Source organism: Longimicrobiales bacterium, from assembly GCA_028823235.1.
Lineage (GTDB): Bacteria > Gemmatimonadota > Gemmatimonadetes > Longimicrobiales > Gaopeijiaceae > UBA2589.
In genome coordinates this window covers 172,913-193,115 of the sequence record JAPKBW010000003.1, presented here as the reverse complement: position 1 = coordinate 193,115, position 20,203 = coordinate 172,913, and the positions used below count along the sequence as shown (strand labels likewise).

15 protein-coding genes are annotated in these 20,203 nt (G+C 61.1%); 8 read left to right on the top strand and 7 right to left on the bottom strand.

All coding sequences use genetic code 11. The annotated features are described in order from the left end of the window. Positions 1-52 precede the first annotated feature (52 nt). The 6 genes from bshB1 to OSA81_02720 all read right to left on the bottom strand — a co-directional run bounded on the left by bshB1 (position 53) and on the right by OSA81_02720 (position 7,059). Positions 53-787, bottom strand: a complete 735-nt coding sequence (gene bshB1, locus OSA81_02745; protein ID MDE0897913.1) for a bacillithiol biosynthesis deacetylase BshB1 — start codon at positions 785-787, stop codon at positions 53-55. 3 nt (positions 788-790) lie between these two features. Then, positions 791-2,080: an ABC transporter permease gene (locus OSA81_02740; protein MDE0897912.1), complete on the bottom strand. Its 1,290-nt coding sequence runs from the start codon at positions 2,078-2,080 to the stop codon at positions 791-793. 7 nt (positions 2,081-2,087) lie between these two features. Then, positions 2,088-3,329: an ABC transporter permease gene (locus tag OSA81_02735; GenBank protein MDE0897911.1), complete on the bottom strand. Its 1,242-nt coding sequence runs from the start codon at positions 3,327-3,329 to the stop codon at positions 2,088-2,090. Then, positions 3,329-4,570: an efflux RND transporter periplasmic adaptor subunit gene (locus OSA81_02730; GenBank protein MDE0897910.1), complete on the bottom strand. Its 1,242-nt coding sequence runs from the start codon at positions 4,568-4,570 to the stop codon at positions 3,329-3,331. Before OSA81_02730 ends, OSA81_02735 begins: the two co-directional genes overlap by 1 nt. 13 nt (positions 4,571-4,583) lie before the next feature. After that, a complete protein-coding gene (locus tag OSA81_02725) occupies positions 4,584-6,068 on the bottom strand; it encodes a TolC family protein (GenBank protein MDE0897909.1) in 1,485 nt (494 codons plus the stop codon). Between the two features lie 295 nt (positions 6,069-6,363). Continuing rightward, a complete protein-coding gene (locus OSA81_02720) occupies positions 6,364-7,059 on the bottom strand; it encodes a hypothetical protein (GenBank protein ID MDE0897908.1) in 696 nt (231 codons plus the stop codon). A 216-nt stretch (positions 7,060-7,275) separates the two neighbouring features. Here OSA81_02720 and OSA81_02715 point away from each other — a divergent pair, with 216 nt between their 5' ends. The 3 genes from OSA81_02715 (at position 7,276) to OSA81_02705 (ending at position 14,030) form a co-directional block, all read left to right on the top strand. Next, complete coding sequence (locus tag OSA81_02715) at positions 7,276-7,794, top strand: hypothetical protein (GenBank protein ID MDE0897907.1); 519 nt, start codon at positions 7,276-7,278, stop codon at positions 7,792-7,794. After that, positions 7,791-11,834: an ATP-binding protein gene (locus tag OSA81_02710; GenBank protein ID MDE0897906.1), complete on the top strand. Its 4,044-nt coding sequence runs from the start codon at positions 7,791-7,793 to the stop codon at positions 11,832-11,834. Before OSA81_02715 ends, OSA81_02710 begins: the two co-directional genes overlap by 4 nt. An 843-nt stretch (positions 11,835-12,677) precedes the next feature. Beyond that, positions 12,678-14,030, top strand: coding sequence for a pyridoxal-dependent decarboxylase (locus tag OSA81_02705; protein ID MDE0897905.1), 1,353 nt, complete (start codon positions 12,678-12,680; stop codon positions 14,028-14,030). A gap of 297 nt (positions 14,031-14,327) precedes the next feature. Here OSA81_02705 and OSA81_02700 read toward each other — a convergent pair whose 3' ends face one another. Next, positions 14,328-14,657, bottom strand: a complete 330-nt coding sequence (locus OSA81_02700) for a hypothetical protein (protein ID MDE0897904.1) — start codon at positions 14,655-14,657, stop codon at positions 14,328-14,330. 450 nt (positions 14,658-15,107) lie between these two features. On the opposite strand from OSA81_02700, the gene OSA81_02695 reads away from it, so the two are divergent. From OSA81_02695 to OSA81_02675, 5 genes are all read left to right on the top strand, one after another. Continuing rightward, on the top strand, positions 15,108-16,094 hold the full coding sequence (locus OSA81_02695; protein MDE0897903.1) for an EamA family transporter: 987 nt from the start codon (positions 15,108-15,110) through the stop codon (positions 16,092-16,094). 5 nt (positions 16,095-16,099) lie between these two features. Then, positions 16,100-17,071, top strand: coding sequence for a mechanosensitive ion channel (locus tag OSA81_02690; protein ID MDE0897902.1), 972 nt, complete (start codon positions 16,100-16,102; stop codon positions 17,069-17,071). A gap of 92 nt (positions 17,072-17,163) precedes the next feature. Beyond that, positions 17,164-17,727, top strand: coding sequence for an RNA 2',3'-cyclic phosphodiesterase (gene thpR, locus OSA81_02685; GenBank protein ID MDE0897901.1), 564 nt, complete (start codon positions 17,164-17,166; stop codon positions 17,725-17,727). Between the two features lie 8 nt (positions 17,728-17,735). Further along, a complete protein-coding gene (locus OSA81_02680; protein MDE0897900.1) occupies positions 17,736-18,452 on the top strand; it encodes a hypothetical protein in 717 nt (238 codons plus the stop codon). A 36-nt stretch (positions 18,453-18,488) separates the two neighbouring features. After that, positions 18,489-19,850 carry a sigma-54 dependent transcriptional regulator gene (locus OSA81_02675; GenBank protein ID MDE0897899.1) on the top strand — a complete coding sequence of 454 codons (1,362 nt, stop codon included), beginning with the start codon at positions 18,489-18,491 and terminating at the stop codon, positions 19,848-19,850. Positions 19,851-20,203: the final 353 nt, after the last annotated feature.

The window sequence follows — 20,203 nt, the reverse complement described above, 5'->3', positions numbered from 1 at the left end:
CGGTTACTCGAGGTGTCGAGCGTAGTGGCCCTGACTCCGCTACCCAACAGCCTCAGTAGGTTGAAACGCCCAGGGTCGAAATCTCGTCGACTTCCATCGTTTCATCTGTATGGAAGGGTTCACCGTACGGCACCCGGATGAGTGATCCGTAGTGGGCCATCTGAGCGCGAATCTGTTCACTCAGTCGTCGATCTCCGCCGGGGTAGACCTCACCTGCCTGGGTGACTCCTTCGAACTGCGTCGTATAGAGGACGATGACATCAAGCTTCCGTTCCATCTGCTCGGTTACGTCGACGACGAAGTCGGGCGGCCCAGCATCCTCTCGAAAGGCCGTGGCGTAGATCAATTTTTTCGGCCGAAAGGGGGGCGACGGCAGATCGAGCTTGGAGAGGCCGCTCAGGAAGCAGGCGTCGCGCACAAGCTCTGAGGCGATGCGGTGGTCCCGGTGCCGGCCGACCTTCCAGTGCGTGATCACAACACGAGGCTGAAGGGCGCGGAGGTGCGCCGCTACTACGAGTCGAGAGCGATGGTCGTTTTCCAGAGCAGAGTCTGGCAATTCGGCACACATGCGGACTGCAAGACCCATCTGTGCTGAGGCCGCCGACGCTTCACGGGCGCGTGTCGCGGCAGAGCCTGAACTCCCCATTTCACCGGCAGTGAGATCGAGTACTCCGACCCTTTTTCCACGTCCCGCGCTCTTGATGAGCGTACCGCCACAGAGAAGCTCTGCGTCATCGGGATGGGCCATTACGGCCAGAATATCTAGCGGTGGGTTGCCGTCAGGCATGAGCTACTCGGCGCGAAGTGCCACCACGGGCTCGAGCCGGCTGGCACGGTAGGCAGGGAGAAGTCCGAACAGCATACCGGTGAAGGCGGCCATCCCCAAGGAGGCACCAAGGGCCCAAGCAGGGATCACCGCGGGAAGGGGGGTGAAGGTCGACACAATCGTCGCCATCCCCCAGCCAATTAGAAGCCCTACACCGGCGCCGAATACCGTCAGACAGGATGCCTCAATCAGGAACTGCAAAAGAATCTCTCGCCGGGTCGCCCCGAGGGCCTTTCGGACTCCAATCTCTCGGGTTCGCTCCGTTACGGAGATCAGCATGATCCCGATCACTCCGACCCCGCCGACGAGGAGCCCGGCAGATGCGAGGAGTAGAATGACCAGAAAGAACACTCCCGTAAGCTGATTGAATATGTCGAGAATCTGAGCGGACGACGCCAGACTGAAATCGTTCTCATCTCTCGGCCCGAGGCCGCGAAGTCCCCTCATCAGGGCGGTGACATCGTCCATCACACGATCGACCGCCACAGAGTCCTCGGGAACGATCTGCACCTGGGCCTGGAACTTGTTCTGCCTCAGGCGACGCAGTGCCGCACTCCACGGAAAAATCGCCCAGTTCTGAAACGCCGTAGAGAAGATGTTCTGTTCGGGCTCGTAGACCCCGATCACGGTGAATGGAATCTGGGACACACCGCGCTGCGGATTTGACACGCGAATCCGACGCCCCATTGGGTCGCGTTGGCCGAATAGCTGTTCCGCAAGGCCGGCTGATATAACTACCACAGCCCTGTTTTGCTGGACCTCAGCGGGTGTAAAGTCTCGACCCACCGTGAAGTCACCAGCCTGGTAGGCAGACCAACCGGAGTCCGTCCCTGAAGAAAAAACGTCCTCCATTTCCTCGTTTTCGAACTGCATGTCTACCTGGAAGCCCGAAAGGTCGTAGAGCGCCTCTGAGACGGAGGGCAAGGCGGCGATACGAGCGGCCTCCTCAGGTTCGACCTCTGGGCGGCCCCACCACGGTGGCCGGTTGTTCCCTAGATCGATGGTAATCGCGGTGAAGTCGAAACGGGCAACGACGAAGTTGTTGGGCCCTGCCGCTTCGAAGGCCTCCATGACGCTCGAGCGGAGCCCTGTCATGAGCGCGCCAATGGCTACAACAACGGAGACTCCGACTGCGACGCCGAGGACCGTCAGAATCGATCGGACTCGATTCGCTCGGATCGCATCCGTTGCGATCACGAGCCCATCGTAAAGTACCTCGACCCCTTTTCTGTCGCGGTCGTCCATCTGGCTCATAGACCCGTCACTCGTAGCGGAGGGCATCGACGGGATCCAGCTTCGATGCCTGTGCCGCCGGATATACACCGGCGATGATCCCGACGGTCAGACCGAGGCCTAGGCCCAGCATGATCCACTTCGGTGACACCGCTGCGGGCATCGGGGAAAGCGCCGAAATCACTTGGGCGATCCCAAGGCCAGCTAGGACACCGAACGAGGCGCCTACGGTCGAAAGGGTGGCCGACTCGATCATGACCTGGGCGAGGATGTCCTTTCGCTTGGCTCCGAGGGCCTTTCGCACGCCGATCTCTCGTGTGCGTTCCATGACCGACACGAGCATGATGTTCATGATTACGATCCCGCCAACGACGAGTGAGATCGACACGAGCATGGGCAAGGCGGTGAAGAGCATTCGGGAGATGTTGTCCCAGAAGCTGATTGCCTCGTCAGCGGTCTCAAGTGAGAAATCCGGCTCCTGTGTCGGCCGAAGTCGCCGGCGTACGCGCATGATCCCCTCGACCTCCATCTGGATGTCGCGGAGTTGGTCGGGGTCGATCGCCTGGATGATGATGTCGTCCACGTAACCAAGTGGAGCCGTAATCGCTCTGAGGGGTGATCGAGCGGGGGCGATCACCATGTTGTCGAGCGACTGACCGAACAGTGACCCGCGTTCCTCGAGAACGCCGATCACCCGGTAGGGAAAACCGCGTACACGCATGTTCCGCCCGATTGCGCTCTGCCCCTCGAAGACACGGTCTGCCGTCTCCGAGCCAATCAATAGCACCGCACTCCCTGCAGCATTCTCTTGAGTCGTGAAGGCCCGGCCGAACTCAATCGTGTGATCGCGGATTTCGAAGATCGCTGGCGATGCTCCGGTAATCGAGACGCCGCTCGCGGTGATCCCGTTGTCTCCGACGATGCTGCCTCCGGTCCGACTCTCCACCGCGACACGCGCGGGCAGTTCGAGCTGTTCGCGGACCGCATCAGCGTCTTCGAACCGCAGCCTTGGACGACGGTTGCGCTCCCGTCGCTGCTCTCTGGTCGTATTGATGTTCACGGACGGCGATCTGCTGAGCGTAACCGTGTTGACACCAAATATCTGGGAGGTCAAGTCTTCCCTCACGTAGCGGTCCAGTCCCTCGACGACCGTCACCACGATAATCAGGAACATGACGCCCATGATCACACCGAGGAGGCTGAAGAACGACTTCAGCTTCTCAGCGCGAATCTGATGGAACGCCAAGGAGACTCCCTCCCAGAAGTGCATTAGCCCTCGTCGCCTGGGTCGGGCGCGTCGTCTTCGTTAACCTGGATCAGATCTCCATCACGAAGCTGACGAATTCGCTGGTATGGACCCGCGACAACCGTATCCCCGGCGGAGAGGCCCGACAGGACCTCGAAGAAGTCTTGGCCCGCGATACCGACCTCTACGGGCTGGAAGGACACCGCGCCGTCGGCAACGAGGAAGACCCCCTCTACATCGGTAGGCTCGTCCTCCGCGCGCTCCTCGTCGGCTTCGGAGTCCCGCACGGTGAGGGCGATAATCGGCACAGCCACGGCATTGGGACGCCTTTCGACCACGACGTCAGCTGTAGCCGAAAGGTCCGGGCGGAGCGGGGCGTCGCTTGCTTCCAGGGTGAGCACGACCTCGAAGTCGATCGCAGCCTGCTGGCCGGCAGCAGCCTGACTTGGTGGGTTGATGGCAGAGTTCCCGATTTCTGTGACTCGACCAGCGAACTCGCGGTCCGGGAAGGCGTCGATTCGAATCGACGCGCTATCCATCAGCGCGATCGCCGGTACGTCGGTCTCATCGACTTTCACGACGACCTCGATCACAGAGAGATCTGAGATCGTGAGCACCAGGCTCCCCGGGTTGTTCATTGTTCCGATAATGACGGTCTCGCCTTCTTCGACGTTCAGACGAGTCACCTTACCGGCCATCGGTGCGATGAATACCGTCTTTGACAGCCGGTCTTGGGATTCGTCCACACCCGCGCGGGCTTGGGAAACCCCGTATTGAGCGGAGGAAAGCATGGCCTGCTGGATCTCGACATCCGTGGCAGAGTCGTCCAACTGCTGTCGGCTGACGAGGATCGAGTCCCTAGCTCGCAAGGCGAGTAGGCGATTTCGGTCACGCTCGGCACGAAGGAGATTCGCCTGCTGTTGCGACGCCTGAGCTTCGGCCTGCGCCAACTGAGCCTCTGTACGCGAGAGGGCCGCTTGGTACTGATCCTGTTCGAGTCTGAGGAGCACCTGCCCAGCGACGACGTCGTCGCCCTCATCAATGAGCAATTCTGAGACGCGGGCAGATACGTCCGAGCTGATGTCGACAGTGCGTCGGGCTCGAATGTTTCCACTCGCGGTGACGATCTCGACCAGGTCGCGTGCTTCGATCGCTTCGGTGCGAACCTCGAGGCGATCGTTGCTCTGGCGGGCGGACATGAATGCAGCGCCGCCGAGGACAGCGCCGCCGACCAGGCCGATTATGATTTTTGTTCGAATCTGCATGGAGAAGTCCGGCCTATCGGAGGGAAGCGCCGACGAGCGCCTCGAGGTTGGTCACCGAGTCGTGGTACATAAAGACGGCCACGGTACCATCGGCGTCGGCCTGTGCGAAAAGGGTCTGAGCTTCTACGAGCTCGACGAATGTGATGGCACCCAGCTGATAACGTTCACGTGCGAGGCTGAGCTGCTGCTCTGCGAGTACTCGATTGCGCTCTTCGAGCAGTGCACTCTGATAAAGCGTCCGGAGGTTCTCGAGGCCGATCGCGATATCGGCTTGGACGGCTAGTTCCTGCTCCCGGACCTGCTGCTCGAGGTCGTCGCGCTGCAGCCGAGCAGCTGCAAGATTCCGCTGGCGGCTCAGGCCTTGGAAGATCGGGATACTGAGGCCGATCGACGCACGCGGCGGAGAAGCCGAGAAGTCGAATGGGAAGGACTTGTTGGCGGCCCTGATCGAATTCGCCTGAGCGTCGGTGAACGCCAGTGCGCCGCAATCGAGTGGCAGGATAGGGTTCGCCAGTCTGGAATACAGATCGTTGTTAAAATAACACTGCTGGATCGAGCCAGCCACGGTGGCTTGTGCCTGCGCGATTTGCAGGTCGGTGCTGCTCGCCTGATTCGTGAATCCGCTCCAGCCGGTACCGATGGAGAGGGTAGGGATGTAGCCTGACCAGGCTGAGCTCACGCCTACCGCGGCTGCTTCCGTCGAATACCGGCGTTGCACCAGCGTCGGATTGGCATCCAGTGCGATGGCAGTGAGTGCCTGCAGATCGTAGGTAGGTTCGGCGAGCACGAAGGTGGTCGTGGTTTCGAAGGGCTGGTTGACCGGGAGCCCCAGAAGCTGGAGGAGCCGCATGCGCGAGGTCGTTACTGCGTTCCGTCTCTGGAGCAGCGTTACCTCCGACCTTCCGACGAGCACCTCGGCCTGACCGACGTCGATGGGTGTGACCTGGCCTACCTCGAGTTGGCCCTGTGCGAGCCGCAAATTGAACTGGGTGCTTTCAAGCTGCAGCTCCGCTATGCGGACTCCGTGCTCCTGACGAAGAATCTCGACGTAGCCCGATGTCACCTGGGCGATAAGGTTCGACTCCGCGATACCAATGCCACCCATTGTGGCCGATCGATTTGCCTTGGCTTGCTTCGGACCGACGATGCTTGCCCAGCTCAGTGAATAACCGAGGTTGATTCCGTAATTCGATCCGTAGTAGGACGGCAGGTCACCGAAGCCGAGGTCGCCGAGCGTAATGCTCCCGAACTGCTGCTCGCCGGAGCCCTGCCAGCTGATTCCCGCGCTGGCGTTGGCGGTAGGCATGAGCTGTCCGTATGACTGGCGCACGTTCCAGTCTGCCAGTGCTTCATCGTTACGGGTCTGGAGGAATCCGGGGTTGGTGGTCCGGGCGATTTTGATGGCCTCCCCGAGCGAGAGGGCCGAGGGCACCTCCTGGGCGGAGACCTGGCTTGTGATCGCGAACAAGGCTGCGATCAGCACGGGCCGGCGGGTCATCTTCGTCACAAACCTCTCCACAATTGGATACGGGGGCGGAACCGGGTGCTGACCCACTGTACGCTATGCGTTGCACGACAGTTTCGGAGCCGGTGGGGTCGGTACTCTTAGCTACGTTACCAAATACGGCCACACCCAACATTTTCTTCGTCCGGGCAAGTGAAGCGGATGTATCCCGTGTTGGAAAAATAACCGACACCGCGTGGGTCCTAAACCCCCGGTTTTTTGTTCACTGAAGATAGAGTACGCACAACGCTCAAAATGTTAAGTGTGAGTTGGCACGGACTCGCTAGGATCAGCCTACTAGGTCTGTTCGCTCGGCTTCATACGCCCGGGAAGGGACTTCTACCTTGAGCACTCGCCCTTGTTGGTCGAACCAGACGGTGCGGTCGTCGCCATCGTTCGAACTGAACGTGATGCGTCGTGCGGAGACGACGTTTCGTCCCAGAGTGATGCGCACTTCTGTCCGCTCGCTCGCGGTAAGCGTCATCTGTCTGCGGCTGCGCGGCTCGAGTACATGGACCTCTTGACCTGGGAGGAGGTCGCGGAGGAAGTAGTAGTGGTGCGCGACGTCGAGCTCGACGACGCGAGTGTCGGGCCGCGCCGGAAACTCGCGATCCTCCTCACCGGCGGGGGACCGCACCGTAGCCAGGAACCTGCGATCTGCCCTCTCGAGGCCGATCTCCGCCACGCCGAGACCAGTCACATCTATCTGGTAGCTGTCGGCTGACCCCTCAGGCGGAATCGCCCGGAGAATCATGCGCATGTCTTGGGTCGCCCGGCCTACCACCAGGGCAACTGTCGCGTTCGCGAATACTGCATCGCCACTTCCGAGCCCCGCACGCCGAATGACGAAGTCTTCACTTCCGACCGAGACTCCTTCGACGGTGACAGCGAACTGGCCCTGGTCGACAACGATCCCCTGAGCCGACAGCGCGCGCGTGCCGACAAGAGCGATCAGGCCAAGCCAAAGGAATGCGAATCTATTCATGTTCTGTTGCTACCCATGTGACCCACCACGGTTCGGTACGGGGCCGTCGATCGCCTCCTAGGGCATGTCGACGTACCCTTTGAAAACGTTTGCACCTTTTTCAGTTGAGGTCAGTGACGGCGAGCCCAGCACGCGCTGTGAGGCAAGCGGGGGCGCCGGTGCCCTTCGCCGAGTATACTTTCGGAGGGCTCCACCGCTCGGGAGATAATCTTTCAATTGATCGGTCCGAACCAGTTCGGGTACGAGGTGCAGCATCAGCGACGCTTCGAGTTCGCCGGCATGCTCATAGTTGGGGTCTGTGCCGATGGGGTCGGAGGCGTCGATCTGATACAGACCGTGCACCGACTTGAGAGATGGCCCCGAGGGCGGCATAAGCAAAGCCTCGAGATGGAGCTCAAGCCGGTATTTCGTGATGATCACGAAGTGGCTCATCCCGTCGTTGTCCCATCGACCCAACAACTCGTTCACCGCCCGATGAAGGGTTTTCGGTGTCAGTCCCGCGCGACTCCAGAAGGGATCCCCACCTACGGTTACGCGGAAGGAGAACGTTGGGATACGCAAGATGACGAGGCGTTCGGAGACCTCCCGGGCCACTCCCTGGGCAATGACCAGATTCCCCCCCAGCGGGAGGTGTGGACCATTCTGCTTCAGGGCGCCTACAGGGAAGGCGATTCCCCGATCCGCTGCGAGGATCCGGCTGACTTCCGTCCATGGCAGCTCGGCGACCGCCTATGACAACTGGATCTCCTTCGACTTCGGAGGGATACCTGGCACTCCACCGATTAGGGTGGGCAGGGCCTTGGGTGGGTGTCGCTGCACTCTGGATCTGGTCGGGTGGGACGACCCCATGGCCATTATTAGTGGCTGCTGGAGCGCTCGTCATCACCCTGATCACGGCCGGGCAGGAACGTGGGCGATCCTGGAGCCTTGGGGTCGTTCTACTGGTCACTGGCATCCTGGTCGGATTCCACGCCGAGCGCCAAGTAAATCAGGTCCTTACGGATTGGGATGGGTACTGGGCCGGTCGGGTGGAGACAGTGGGCGAACTGCTGCGCGTAGAGCTCGAAGAGCACAGGATGGATGCGGGAGCTTCCGCTGTCGACGAACTGATCGCGGATTGGACGGCTACCGAGACGGCTCCGACGAGCGAGTATCTGGCGGACCTTCGGGAGCGGAACCGGATCTCAGCCGCGGCGCTCTACGACGCCAGCGGAGCACTGGTTGCCTGGGACGGCGTTCACCGCGGAAAGGTCCCGGAGGACGTGCAGAGGGGCGATTGGCGCTGGTCGTACCGTGAACTCCCCCTCTTCGGATATTTCTACGTCACGGCCAAGGCAGATGATGGCAGTGTGGCAGTCGCCGCCTATGTGCTCCGCGCATCATTACCGGAAGGCCTCAACGCGGAAGTGCGGAACCTCGTAACCCGATTCTACGCCGAGTCGGGTGAGCAGATTCGTATTTCCGAAGAGGATCCCGGCGGGACACAGGTCGGTTGGGATTTCGACCTAGATGGCGACCGGTTGCTCACGGTGGTTCTGGTTCAGCCTGAGCCGCAAGAACGGGCCGCTGGGATTCGGTATGACTGGGCGCTCACGGTAGGGTTCGTCGCACTCGCGGCCTGGCTGCTCTTCGTGATCGGAGGCCCACTTGGTCGAGCTGAGGCCATCGCAGCGGCCCTGGCCCTCGTGGCCGGCGCGATATGGATCCCGGTCGACTCGGTTCCGGTGGCCTTCGCTGTTTTCGATCCCACTGCCTATCGGCTGCCTGGGCCCTGGGGGCTCTCGGCAGGTCGAGTCGCGATGATCGGTGTGGTCCTCTTCGCTCTCGCCTCAGTGCTTCCGCGGCCACGCTTCGGCCTTTCCCCAGTCACGGCTGCGGCCCTCTCTGCCGTTTTAGGTCCGGGCATTTTGCTCTGGCTCCATGGAGGGATGACCCCTGACTTCCTAGCAGGTGGTCGTGCCGAGTGGGTCGCCCTTCAGGTCGCGGTCACAAGTCTGCTTGCCCTGGTCATGGGTGTCTCGATCAGCTGGGTTCGGGGAGGGCGCGGCTCGTCCATCACCATGTTCGGAGCGATCGCGGTCACTGCTGCGTTCGCTGCGGCGGTGGGAGCGACTGTGGTCTTTCAAGGCACTTCGTCGGTTTGGTGGTCGGTCGCGTTTTCGATTCCTGTGGGACTGGCGGCACATGGGGTCGGCGCATGGAGTGGTTGGCAGCGATCTGTGGCTGGATGGTCCATCGCCATTGGGATCGCCAGCTGCGCAACGATCCCGATCATGTGGGGCCAGAGCATTGACGCCAGGCTGAATGCTGGCGCGGTTCGGCTCAATCGAATTACAGCGGTCGAGGATCTCGAACTCGAAGACCGACTGTTCGACTTCGCCGGTCTCGCCGATTCGCTGGATGCTGGCGGGGCGGAAGACGTTACGATCCTCTATGAGGCCTGGCGCCTTAGTGGACTGTCCGCGCTCGGTTATCCGGTGCGCTTGCAGGTCGAACTGAGAGACGGGTCACCGGGGGAGGGCATCCGGATCGGCGTGGCTGAAGGAGAGCCGCAGCCCTATCAGTCCATCGTTGCCGAGGGCCGCGTGGCCGGTGGGGTCCGCCTGGTCCAGCTCGACCACGATGCCGCGCACTACATCCTGACCTCGGCGCTACCAGATGACCGTATGGTGGTGGCAGTGGTGCCGCCGTTTCCGGAAACCTCCGTTAGGGCCGGCCTTGGGCCGCTTGTAAGAGGGCCGGCAGGGGCCGAGCTCCAGGCATTGTCCGTGCTGCCTCTTCCCGATGGCCTCTCCGCGCCCACTGTCATAGGCAGGTCCCGCACGCGTGAGGGGTGGCAGACCGATACCGGAGTGCAGTTCTCCAACGGGCCCGCCTACCATGTGATCTACGCCGTGGATCTGCCGGGCGTGCCTCTTCGGATCGCGCGTGCCGTGCTCCTCATCGCCCTCAACCTCACTCTCTTCCTCGGGCTGCTTCTCCTCGGACGGGCGTTGCATCGGGATCCCGATCGCGCCGCAGTGCGGTTTTCGGGCTTTGCGATCTCCTTCCGGGCTCGGGTAACGCTGGCTCTGTTCGGATTCTTTGCCTTCGCGAGCGCGGTCTTCGGAACGGTGGCGTACCAGACGCTGTCGCAGGCGTCGCGGCGTTCTGCTCAGGTCATCGCGGAGCGCGTCGTAGACGATGCGGCTGGCTGGTACGGCGCGCTCGACGGGCAGATGGAGCGGCTCGCGAACCAGGTGGGTGCAGAGCTTCTCGAGTACCGTAATGGTGAGCTAGTGGAAGGGTCGCTGGAGGAGCTCGTTGAGCTCGGCTTGTACGAGGGATGGACTCCGTTTGCCGTACACCAAGTGTTGGACGGGTACGATGAGATCAAGGAACTCCACGAGACGTCCGTTGGGCGTTGGAGGTACGTCACCGCATACCGGCGCTTGCGAGATGGAGACGTCCTTGCCGCTCAGGTGCCGTTGCAGGCGGGTACAAGCGCCCTCCAGACGACTGACCTCCTGGAATTTCTCCTTTTCGTCATCATGCTTGGGGGTGCCTTGTCCCTGGGATTGGCCATGGTCGCGGGCCGCGCACTCACGCTCCCGATCCAGGCGCTCCAGATCGCCTCGGAGAGCCTCGGTTCCGGAGATCTGGGACTTCGCTTGCCTGCCCATCGGCAGGATGAATTCGGTGCGGTATTTCGGGCCTTCAACCGAATGGTCGGTCGTGTACGACGCGCTCGCCGCCAACTGGTGCGGACGTCTCGTAGAACACAGCTCATCATGGACGAGGCCGCGGTCGGCATGGTCGCGCTTGATCCGGCGGGACGAGTCACGCTGGTTAATCCACGGGCAGAAGAGCTGCTCGGTATCGAAGTATTCGTCGGACGGAATCTTCCCTTTGGAGGTGCGCTAGGTGAGCCGCTGAACGACTGGCTCGAGAACTACCTAGCTGGGACAGCGGACGAAGGGAACTCGGACTTCCAAGTCGGTGAACGCCGGGTTCGAGTTCGAGTACGACGACTAGGCGGCTTTGGCACGCGCCGGGGTGTCGTCGTCTCCCTGGACGACGTGACCGATGAGTTGAAGGCGGAGCGCGTGCTGGCCTGGGGGGAGATGGCGCGGCAGGTGGCGCATGAGGTGAAAAACCCTCTCACTCCCATCAAGCTGAGTATCCAGCATGTTAAGAGAGCCTGGGACGATGGACACCCTGACTTCGAGAAAATTCTGATCAAGAACGCCGACGCGATGCTAGCCGAGATTGACCATCTGGCGGAGATTGCACAGTCGTTTTCGCGGTTCGGAGCACCGAGTGATCAGGCGACCCCGCTGGCACCCATCTCCGTGGAGGACGTAGTCGGCGAGGTCATGGCCCTCTACGGCAGCTCTGCCGCACGGGTTCGCTTCGAGCAGGATGTTGATCGGAGTCTCCAGCCCGTCGTGGCTCGCACCGCCGAACTCAAAGAGGTGCTGGTCAACCTGCTCGAGAACGCTCGGCTCGCAGGCACCGAAGGCACGCGGGTCACGATCTCTGCGCGCCAAGGTGAAGACGCGTCGGCGGTGGTACTAGTTGTAACGGACGACGGAAGCGGGATCTCCGAGGACGTCCTGCCGCGCATTTTCGAACCCCAATTCAGTACCCGATCCAGGGGTGCCGGACTCGGGCTGGCGATCGTCCAGCGGGTCGTCACTGCATGGGGTGGCAGCATCAGCGTCGAGAGCGAGCTTGGCGTCGGCACCACCGTCACGGTCACGCTCCGCGTTTGGGAGACTCTCGAAGGGACGTAGAAACGCTGTAGCAGAAGGAGCCTCGAACGCCCACGTGGATTCGGCGGGTCGAGTGCTCTATCTTTTAGGCCCCCAAGGGCGTCCATCGCCCTGACCTTGCTCCGAATTTCACCAATACCTTCATGCCTGGAAACGCTTCTGGTTGCCATTCGACACCACCAGAGCCCATCTCCGAAGACGAGTTGCCGGTCGTTTTGACGCCTCGCCTCGGACCGAAGGAGTTGGCGACCTGGCTTCAGAATCGTGCTCACTCGCTTACCGGGGTATGGATCCACGTGTTGCGGGCCCGGGGAATGGGAAGCGCTCCGGGCACCTCTGAGATCGTCGATCGCTTTGCCGAACCTCTCGTGCGACTCTTGCCGCTCATGCGCGGCCCCCATCGAGACCAGATCACACCTCTGGGCTGTACGGTGCCATCGCTGCCAAGCGCGGGCTGGCAGCAGGCGAGGCGATCGAAGAGTTGCACCTTTTGCTCGTAATTTGTGATCGCTATCGCGATCCCACACTGGGTGGCACCGTCCCGCTGTCTCTGCGTGAGATCCTGGGACTGAATCGGTCTCTAGACTGTGCCGCGACGCACGCCAGTGTGGTACACACTGACGCGCTGTTCTTTAGCTCCGAGGACGGAAAACCCCTACTGTCAGGCGACGATGTGGCATCAAAAGTCGCGATCCAACTCGAGCAGATTTCTAGCGAAGTCCGCAGCGTCGTGGAACACGTCGTCGCTTGGGCTGGAGCCTCTACGGAAGCAGAACACTGAACAGAACCACCCCAGAAGAAACTCCCCCTGGAGATATGCCAGAGGATGAGTTTCGACGATACGCCCGCGAGACCGCGGATTGGATGTCGGACTACCTGGCGACGGTCGGGGATCTCCCGGTGTTTTCGAGTCCTTCGCCTGGCTTCCTCACCTCGGCGCTGCCGCGTGAGGCTCCAGACCACGGCGAATCAATGGACGAGGTCCTACGCGACTTCCGTGAGCTGGTGGTGCCCGGGCTGACGCACTGGAATCACCCGTCGTTTTTTGGCTACTTCTCGATCACGGCGTCTGGCCCCGGAATCTTAGGTGAGATGCTGGCCGCTGCGTTGAATGTGAACGCGATGGTGTGGCGCAGCTCTCCAGCGGCCACTGAGCTCGAGGATGTGACCACGAACTGGCTCAGGCAGCTTGTGGGTTTGCCAGAGGTCTTTGAAGGGGTCATCAACGACACGGCCTCTTCCTCGTCACTCTACGCACTCGCAGCGGCGAGAGAGGTCGCGTATCCCGAGGCGCATTCCGCTGGCATGTTCGGGATGCCGAGGGGGAGAATCTACGCGTCCGAGGAGGCGCACTCCTCCATCGAGAAGGCGGTACTGACACTGGGCTTCGGACGGGAGGGCTTCCGCACGATCCCGACGGACGAGGCATTCTCCATGGATGTTGAGGCTTTGCGGGCAGCGATCGCGGAGGACGTTGTTGCCGGAATCCAGCCGGTGGGCATCGTAGCGACGCTCGGGACCACGTCAGCGGCGGCGGTCGACCCGGTCGACCAGATTGCGGACTTGGCGGAAGAGTATGGAGTGTGGCTTCACGTCGATGCCGCGTACGGGGGTTCCGCTGCAGTCGTGCCCGAGGTAAGGGCACTTTTCCAGGGGTGGGACAGAGCCGACTCGGTGGTGATTAACCCACATAAGTGGCTATTCACCCCCATCGACTGCTCCGTGCTGTACTGTCAGCGCCCGGAAATGTTGGTGCGAGCGTTTTCTATCGTCCCTGAATACCTGACGTCAGCGGAGCAGGCCGAGACTCGAAGTCTCATGGACTACGGGATTTCACTGGGACGCCGTTTTCGGGCGTTGAAGCTGTGGTTCGTACTCAGGGCGTTTGGAAGAGATGGGATCAGGGCTCGAATCCGCTACCACGTGGAGATCGCTCGGCATTTTGCTGAGCTGGTCGAGGCGGAGGAGGAGTGGGAGGTCACGGCGCCCGTTCATCTCTCACTCGTCACGATTCGTCACGTGGCGGGAGATAAGGTGACGAAGAGAGCCATGGATCGGGTCAACGGCTCGGGTGAGGCGTTCCTGACTCACACGGATCTTCGGGGACAAACGGTCATCCGGCTCGCGATCGGGAATCTGAAGACGACCCGTGACGACGTGCTTCACGTCTGGGATCTTCTCCGGGAAGCTGCAGCGCTTGAAATCTCTGAGGACTGATCCCGCCGTCGGTGGTCACTCCCGGGAAATGGCCGCGGAAGCTGCCGGGTCAGATGAGCCCGTGATCCTGAGGAGTCCCGAGGGTACGCCACCGATCTGGAAAGTCGCCGCTAGGGGAAAGACATAAACGGTGGGAGCCTTTGCGGAGTCTCGGTTTCACACGAGGTCGCGCTTGGATCCAAAATCAAACCCCGCTCAAGGCTGGAGCCTCAACCGGGGTTTGATTTTGGATAAATGGGGGCTGAAAGAATTGATCCCCACCTTCATTCTTAACCAGTGCTCGACTGGTGGAAGCCTCTAGGCTGCCGCGGCTTTCAACTGGTTCATCAGAACGACGAAAACGTTTCCAATGGCGACACCCGCGATAACGACAGCGAAATTGTCCAGGAAGCCGTTAGCGTAGGCACCAGCCATCGGAATCACGTCCAAGTGGTCGGCGATGGTCGGCAGTGTAAATGCCAACACGTAAAAAGCTACACGAGTCGACACGTCCTCAGCCGGCTGCATGAATCCCCAAGCAAGACCGAGAACCAAGAGAACCAGTGGGAAGTAAGCGAACTGCGCTGAGAGAAAGACGGCGGCTAGTGCAACTCCGACAGATCCGAACGTAAGAACCTTTGCGACCATGCGACTACTCCTGTCATTGAAGGGGTGTAAGTAATCAATTAAACCCATTTTACGCAGGGCCGACTTAGCCTTAATGCCACAGCTTGGCAAGCGGCTCTGCAATATTTGGTCTTGTGTGGCGGGGGCGGGCAGGTCTGCCGCGACTGTGACTTAGGAAGATTTCAGAGATGCGCTGGCCGTCCTGTGTTTTTCCATGACACTCCTCCTGGCGCCCAATGGGCTCTCTCTTTGAGAGTTTCCGCACTAACGGGGCAGAGCCCGAGCAACGTCCCGCGTGACCGATATGTTCCCTAGCCAGATGTTATTCGGTTCTCAGGGACGGATTTCGCAGAGCGCTTTGCATTGGGTCGCGCCAGCTTGGCCGGCCAGTGAAGGTGGTGTCCTGGAGTGATGCATATACCTCCGCTCTGGCAGGGTTGAACCGCCTGCCCAAAGGGCGACATTCTCCGCATGTCCCAACCCTCCCTTTGTGCCCCCCGATCCACTGACCGGGTCGAGCCCACGCTCACAAGAATTGTGCTCGCATTCGCGGCAGTCTACTTCATCTGGGGGTCGACGTACCTTGCGATTCGGTTCGCAATCGAGACGATGCCACCGCTCGCCATGGCAGCTGCGCGCTTTCTGACCGCAGGCACTCTTCTTTTCGCGTGGGCGCTGAGCAGGGGCGCACCCATGCCGTCTGGTGCGCATTGGCGGGCTGCAGCCATCTCCGGGACACTTCTCTTGGCAGGTGGCAACGGAGCCATCGTGATCGCAGAACAGTGGGTGCCATCGGGGTTGGTGGCGTTGCTCGTCGCCTCCGTGCCTCTCTGGATGGTCATCCTCGATCGATTCTTTGGTTCCCGCGTGAAGCCGACGCGGAGAACTGTGATCGGGCTCACGGTGGGATTTTCGGGAGTCGCCCTTCTGGCCGGCTCGCCCGGAGTCGGCGCAGGTGGAAGCAAGGAGCTGTTGGGTGCCCTGTTTGTGATGGGTGGATCGCTGTGCTGGGCCGCCGGTTCGCTTCACTCACGGTACATCAAGGATCCGCCCCGACCGAGAATGCTGGTTGCAATGCAGATGCTCTCGGGTGGTACCGTCCTTTCTGTACTGGCGGCACTGACGGGCGACTGGGCGAGGCTCGACATTGCTAGCATTTCTGGGCGTTCTTGGGTCGCGTTCGGATATCTGATCTTGGCCGGAGCCCTGATTGGGTACGCGGCGTACATTTGGCTCCTGACTGTCGTTCCGCCGGCCCGGGCAGGAACGTACGCATATGTGAACCCTGTCGTTGCCATGCTTCTGGGTTGGGCTTTCGCGGGCGAGCCGTTGGCCTTCCGCTCGCTGGGGGCGGCCGCCATCATCCTAGGGTCCGTTGTCGTCATCACCACCGAAGCGTCTGCGAAGCAAAGCGAACCCTCATCTCGTAATCGTCTCGCGGTCGGTACGGAGCATTGAGCACTGTGGTTCTGCAGACGCCGGTCGGCGGAGACTCCGACTTCAGCCTGATCCCGGGTGTGGGCCTAGAGATACAGACCAATACCATTCTTTCGGTGCTGGTTGTTCTGGGAGTGTTTATCGCCCGCCGGGCGGTCCTTGCGCTGGTAAACAGGCGCGTCGAAGACCAGGAACTCAGGTATCGCTGGGCCAAGGCCTCGGCTAATGTTGCTTTTGCGATTGCGGCGCTCTTCCTCACGCAGGTGTGGTTCACGGCACTGCGTTCCGTCGGGACGTTCCTAGGGCTGCTATCGGCCGGTCTTGCGATTTCACTGAAGGACCTGGTGGCAGACCTTGCCGGCTGGGCGTTTATCGCTTGGCGAAGACCGTTCGAGCTTGGAGACCGAATTCAGATCGGAGACCATGCTGGGGACGTGGTCGACCGAAGTCTTTTCCAATTCACGATCATGGAAATCGGAAATTGGGTCAGCGCTGACCAGAGTACCGGACGCCTGATTCACATTCCGAACGCAGCTGTGTTCACGAAGCCGCTAGCTAACTACGTGGCTGGCTTCCCGTATCTGTGGAACGAGCTAGCTGTGCTGATCACGTTCGAGAGTGACTGGAGGAAGGCGAAAGAGGTGATCGAGTCACTCGCTGCCGATCTCACGGTCGAGATCACCCGTGAAGCGAACGCCGCTCCGAAGAGCGGCGATCAGCGCTTTCTGATTCGCTACCGGACGCTCACCCCACTTGTGTACGTTACGGTTGAAGGGAGCGGAGTGATGCTTACCCTCCGCTACCTGTGCCGGCCCCGCGAGCGACGGGGCAGCGCGAGCCAACTTTGGGAGCGACTCCTCGACGCTTTTGGCGAGCATCCAGACGTGGCTTTGGCGTATCCGACGCAACGCATCAACTTCTCGCGGGAGGCGCTGGCGACGGATCCCGATGCTTCCCTGGAAGTTCCCGAAGAGCCGTCCACACCCCCTGAGGTGTAGCGCAGCCTCTCGCCGGATCGCTAGGTTGGGGGGACCAAGCTCCATCGTCCCTCCGCTGAGGATCGACGAGTCAGCCCCTTCGACCAGCGTTCATGCGCGTCTTCGTTGGCATCAACATTCCGAAGAAGCAACGGACCCGCGTTCATCGCGCCGTTCGGGATCTTCGCGAAGGTGACCTACCGGTCCGGTGGATCGAGCCCGACAGTTTCCACATCACTTTGAAATTTCTGGGTGAGGTGCGTCCCGGGCGTATTCCTGTGATCGAGGAAGCACTCGAGCGGGTGGCGACGGGGACTCGGTCGTTCACCACCACACTTGCTGGATTCGGCGGGTTCCCGACGGTCCGCCATCCAGATGTGATCTGGATCGGCGCAAGAGCTAGTTCAGAGTTCCGGTGCATGAAGCAGGAACTGGAATGGGCACTGGGAGATGTCGGGTTCCGAGCTGAAACGAGGGCGTTCCATCCCCACATCACACTGGGCCGGGCGCACGAAGCGAGGGGCGCTGGGGTCTTCCGCGGGCTCGACACTGTGCTGGCTGACCTGGACCTCGAGGTCGAAGTCAAGGTGCGCACGATCGACCTGATGCGGAGTCAGCTTTCACCGGGGGATGCCCGATACAGCGTGCTTTCCCGGGCTCGGCTGGCCTCCGCGTGATGTCCTCCATGGCACGGCGACCGTGGATTCCCGGCCTAGCACTCGCGGTCGGTGCGGCTCTGCTCGGTGTTATTCGCTTGGCGGAACATCGGGCGCCTGCTCTTAACCCCTCCGTGCAGTTCGAAGACGAAACTCCTGATGCCCCGGTTGATGCGGGCCCCCGGGTCGCCGCGACGATGGTTGATCGCGTTCAGCTCTTCAGCACGGGGAATGCTGACGACCGCATGACGCTGGATGGCCCCGAGTTGACGGCCCTTCTCAGGCACGCCGCGTCCGGGCTTCTGCCGTCGGGTATTACTGCCCCGAGGGTCCGGATCATGGGAAGTGAGGTTCACCTCGACGCCCGGGCGTCACGAGACGCGTTGTCTGCGAGCGCGGACCTTGGGTCCGTGCTTGGCGTGCTCCCTGATACCCTGGACGTCACGCTGCGGGGGCGCGTCATCCGCAATGGCCCCGGTGGAGTCGCCTTCCAGATCGACCACGCGCGTGTGTCCCACATATCCCTTCCAAGAGGTGTTATTGCGGCGATCGTTGCCGAGCTTCCGGGTGGCCTTGCCCAGGGCGTGCCGGCACGACAAACATCAGATATGGCGCGCGGGGTCCCCGCGATTCAGCTCCCTTGGCCCAACGGAATCACGTCTGTGCTGGTGAGAGATGGGCTACTGGTTCTTGAGCGCGCCGAACCAATCCTGGATCGCGCGGTAGATGGGAGTGGTAGTCCCTAACACGTTGGTGACCTCCGCCCACAACCGAAATCCGACATGGCACGCTTACTTGTAGTCGATGACGAAAGCGGCATCCGTGACGCCCTCGTTCAGGTATTCGAATACGAGGGGCATGAGGTTCTAGCCGCGGAAGATGGTCCTGATGGGATCGCCCTCGCGGTGGACTTTCGGCCCGATGTCATCTTCCTCGATGTGAAGATGCCGGGGCTCGATGGCCTAGACGTCCTGGCCCGACTTCGGGAGGATGATCCGAGCGCCCTTGTGATCATGATCTCCGGACACGGCACGATCGACACTGCGGTCGAGGCGACGAGGAAAGGCGCCTACGATTTTCTCGAGAAGCCACTCGACACCGATCGACTCCTTGTGACGTTACGCAGGGCCCTCCAGCTGAGGGGGCTCACCCAGAGTATGGCCGACCTGAGAAGTCAGGTTGAGAGTCGTTACGAGATTGTCGGTACGTCGTACCCTGTCCGGCAGGTACTGGAGCGCGTTGAGCGGGTAGCCCCGACGGACGCCCGGGTTCTCGTCACGGGGGAAAACGGGACGGGTAAAGAGCTCGTTGCCCGGGCGATTCACCGCCTGTCTTCGCGTGAGGCGAGGCCGTTCATCGAGGTGAACTGCGCCGCGATCCCGTCGGAACTCATCGAGTCGGCGCTATTCGGGCACGTGAAGGGTTCCTTCACGGGCGCGGTTGCCAATCGAGCGGGCAAGTTTGAACAGGCAGATGGCGGGACGCTCTTCCTCGACGAGATCGGGGACATGTCTAAAGATGCCCAGGCGAAGGTGCTGCGGGCACTTGAGCAGGGGGTGATTACACGTGTCGGCGGCTCAAAGGCGGTCCAGGTCGACGTGCGAGTCATAGCCGCGACGAACAAGGAGCTCGAACGTCAGATCGACGAAGGCGACTTCAGAGAGGATCTCTACTACCGCCTCAACGTCGTCCCAATCCACATGCCGCCGCTGAGGGAACGCCGAGATGACATTCCCATGTTGATCCAGCACTTCACGGACATCATGACGCAGCGTGAGGGGATGTCCCCCAGGAGTTTTGAAACAGCCGCGATCGACCGTCTCCGGACACTCTCCTGGCCCGGAAACGTTCGCGAACTTCGAAACACTGTGGAACGCCTCCTCATCCTCTCGGCTGGAGATTCCGTTCGGTCCGAAGATGTGGAGTTGCTGGCGGCCGGTCGGAGCGCGGGCGGTGGGGTCGGTGGCGAACTGCTCTCCACTGACAACTTCTCGGATTTCAAAGAGAGGGCAGAGCGCGCCTACATTCTCCAGAAGCTTCGAGAGAATGACTGGAACGTGGCTGAAACAGCTCGGCGCATCGACATGCCAAGGTCAAACCTCTACAAGAAGATCGAGCGATACGAGCTTGTCCGAGAGGGTTGAAGTCGAACCCTAAGGGTTGAACACAGTCCCGTCCGGAGCCGCGTAGAGGACTTCGATCGTTCGGTAGTCTCTACGCCTCAGCACACGGGACGACATGGGAGCGAATGGCTTGGACCCGATCTAGCTACAACCGCATTACCGAGTGCTTTGATGGCTGGGCACGGTCGATCTTCCTTGGATGGTGTACTACTTGTTCGAGGATCCGTTGGATGCCACGATTTCCTAGGTCTCCAAGGTACGTTGGGCTCGGCTGGGAACGGTAATCCGTTGATCGCACCTTTCTGCCCCGCGGAATTCAACGCCGCGCGGGGCGCGGAGCCATTGCGCGATTCCCTGATCGTTAAGATTCTACG

Excerpts from the sequence above, each read along its gene's own strand:
- OSA81_02705 (MDE0897905.1), top strand. The coding sequence starts at position 12,678 with ATGTCGGACTACCTGGCGACGGTCGGGGATCTCCCGGTGTTTTCGAGT.
- OSA81_02735 (MDE0897911.1), bottom strand. The coding sequence starts at position 3,329 with ATGCACTTCTGGGAGGGAGTCTCCTTGGCGTTCCATCAGATTCGCGCT.
- OSA81_02725 (MDE0897909.1), bottom strand. The coding sequence starts at position 6,068 with ATGACCCGCCGGCCCGTGCTGATCGCAGCCTTGTTCGCGATCACAAGC.
- OSA81_02675 (MDE0897899.1), top strand. The coding sequence starts at position 18,489 with ATGGCACGCTTACTTGTAGTCGATGACGAAAGCGGCATCCGTGACGCC.
- OSA81_02700 (MDE0897904.1), bottom strand. The coding sequence starts at position 14,657 with ATGGTCGCAAAGGTTCTTACGTTCGGATCTGTCGGAGTTGCACTAGCC.
- OSA81_02680 (MDE0897900.1), top strand. The coding sequence starts at position 17,736 with ATGGCACGGCGACCGTGGATTCCCGGCCTAGCACTCGCGGTCGGTGCG.
- OSA81_02730 (MDE0897910.1), bottom strand. The coding sequence starts at position 4,570 with ATGCAGATTCGAACAAAAATCATAATCGGCCTGGTCGGCGGCGCTGTC.
- OSA81_02710 (MDE0897906.1), top strand. The coding sequence starts at position 7,791 with ATGACAACTGGATCTCCTTCGACTTCGGAGGGATACCTGGCACTCCAC.
- OSA81_02740 (MDE0897912.1), bottom strand. The coding sequence starts at position 2,080 with ATGAGCCAGATGGACGACCGCGACAGAAAAGGGGTCGAGGTACTTTAC.
- OSA81_02720 (MDE0897908.1), bottom strand. The coding sequence starts at position 7,059 with ATGAATAGATTCGCATTCCTTTGGCTTGGCCTGATCGCTCTTGTCGGC.
- OSA81_02695 (MDE0897903.1), top strand. The coding sequence starts at position 15,108 with ATGTCCCAACCCTCCCTTTGTGCCCCCCGATCCACTGACCGGGTCGAG.
- thpR (MDE0897901.1), top strand. The coding sequence starts at position 17,164 with ATGCGCGTCTTCGTTGGCATCAACATTCCGAAGAAGCAACGGACCCGC.
- bshB1 (MDE0897913.1), bottom strand. The coding sequence starts at position 787 with ATGCCTGACGGCAACCCACCGCTAGATATTCTGGCCGTAATGGCCCAT.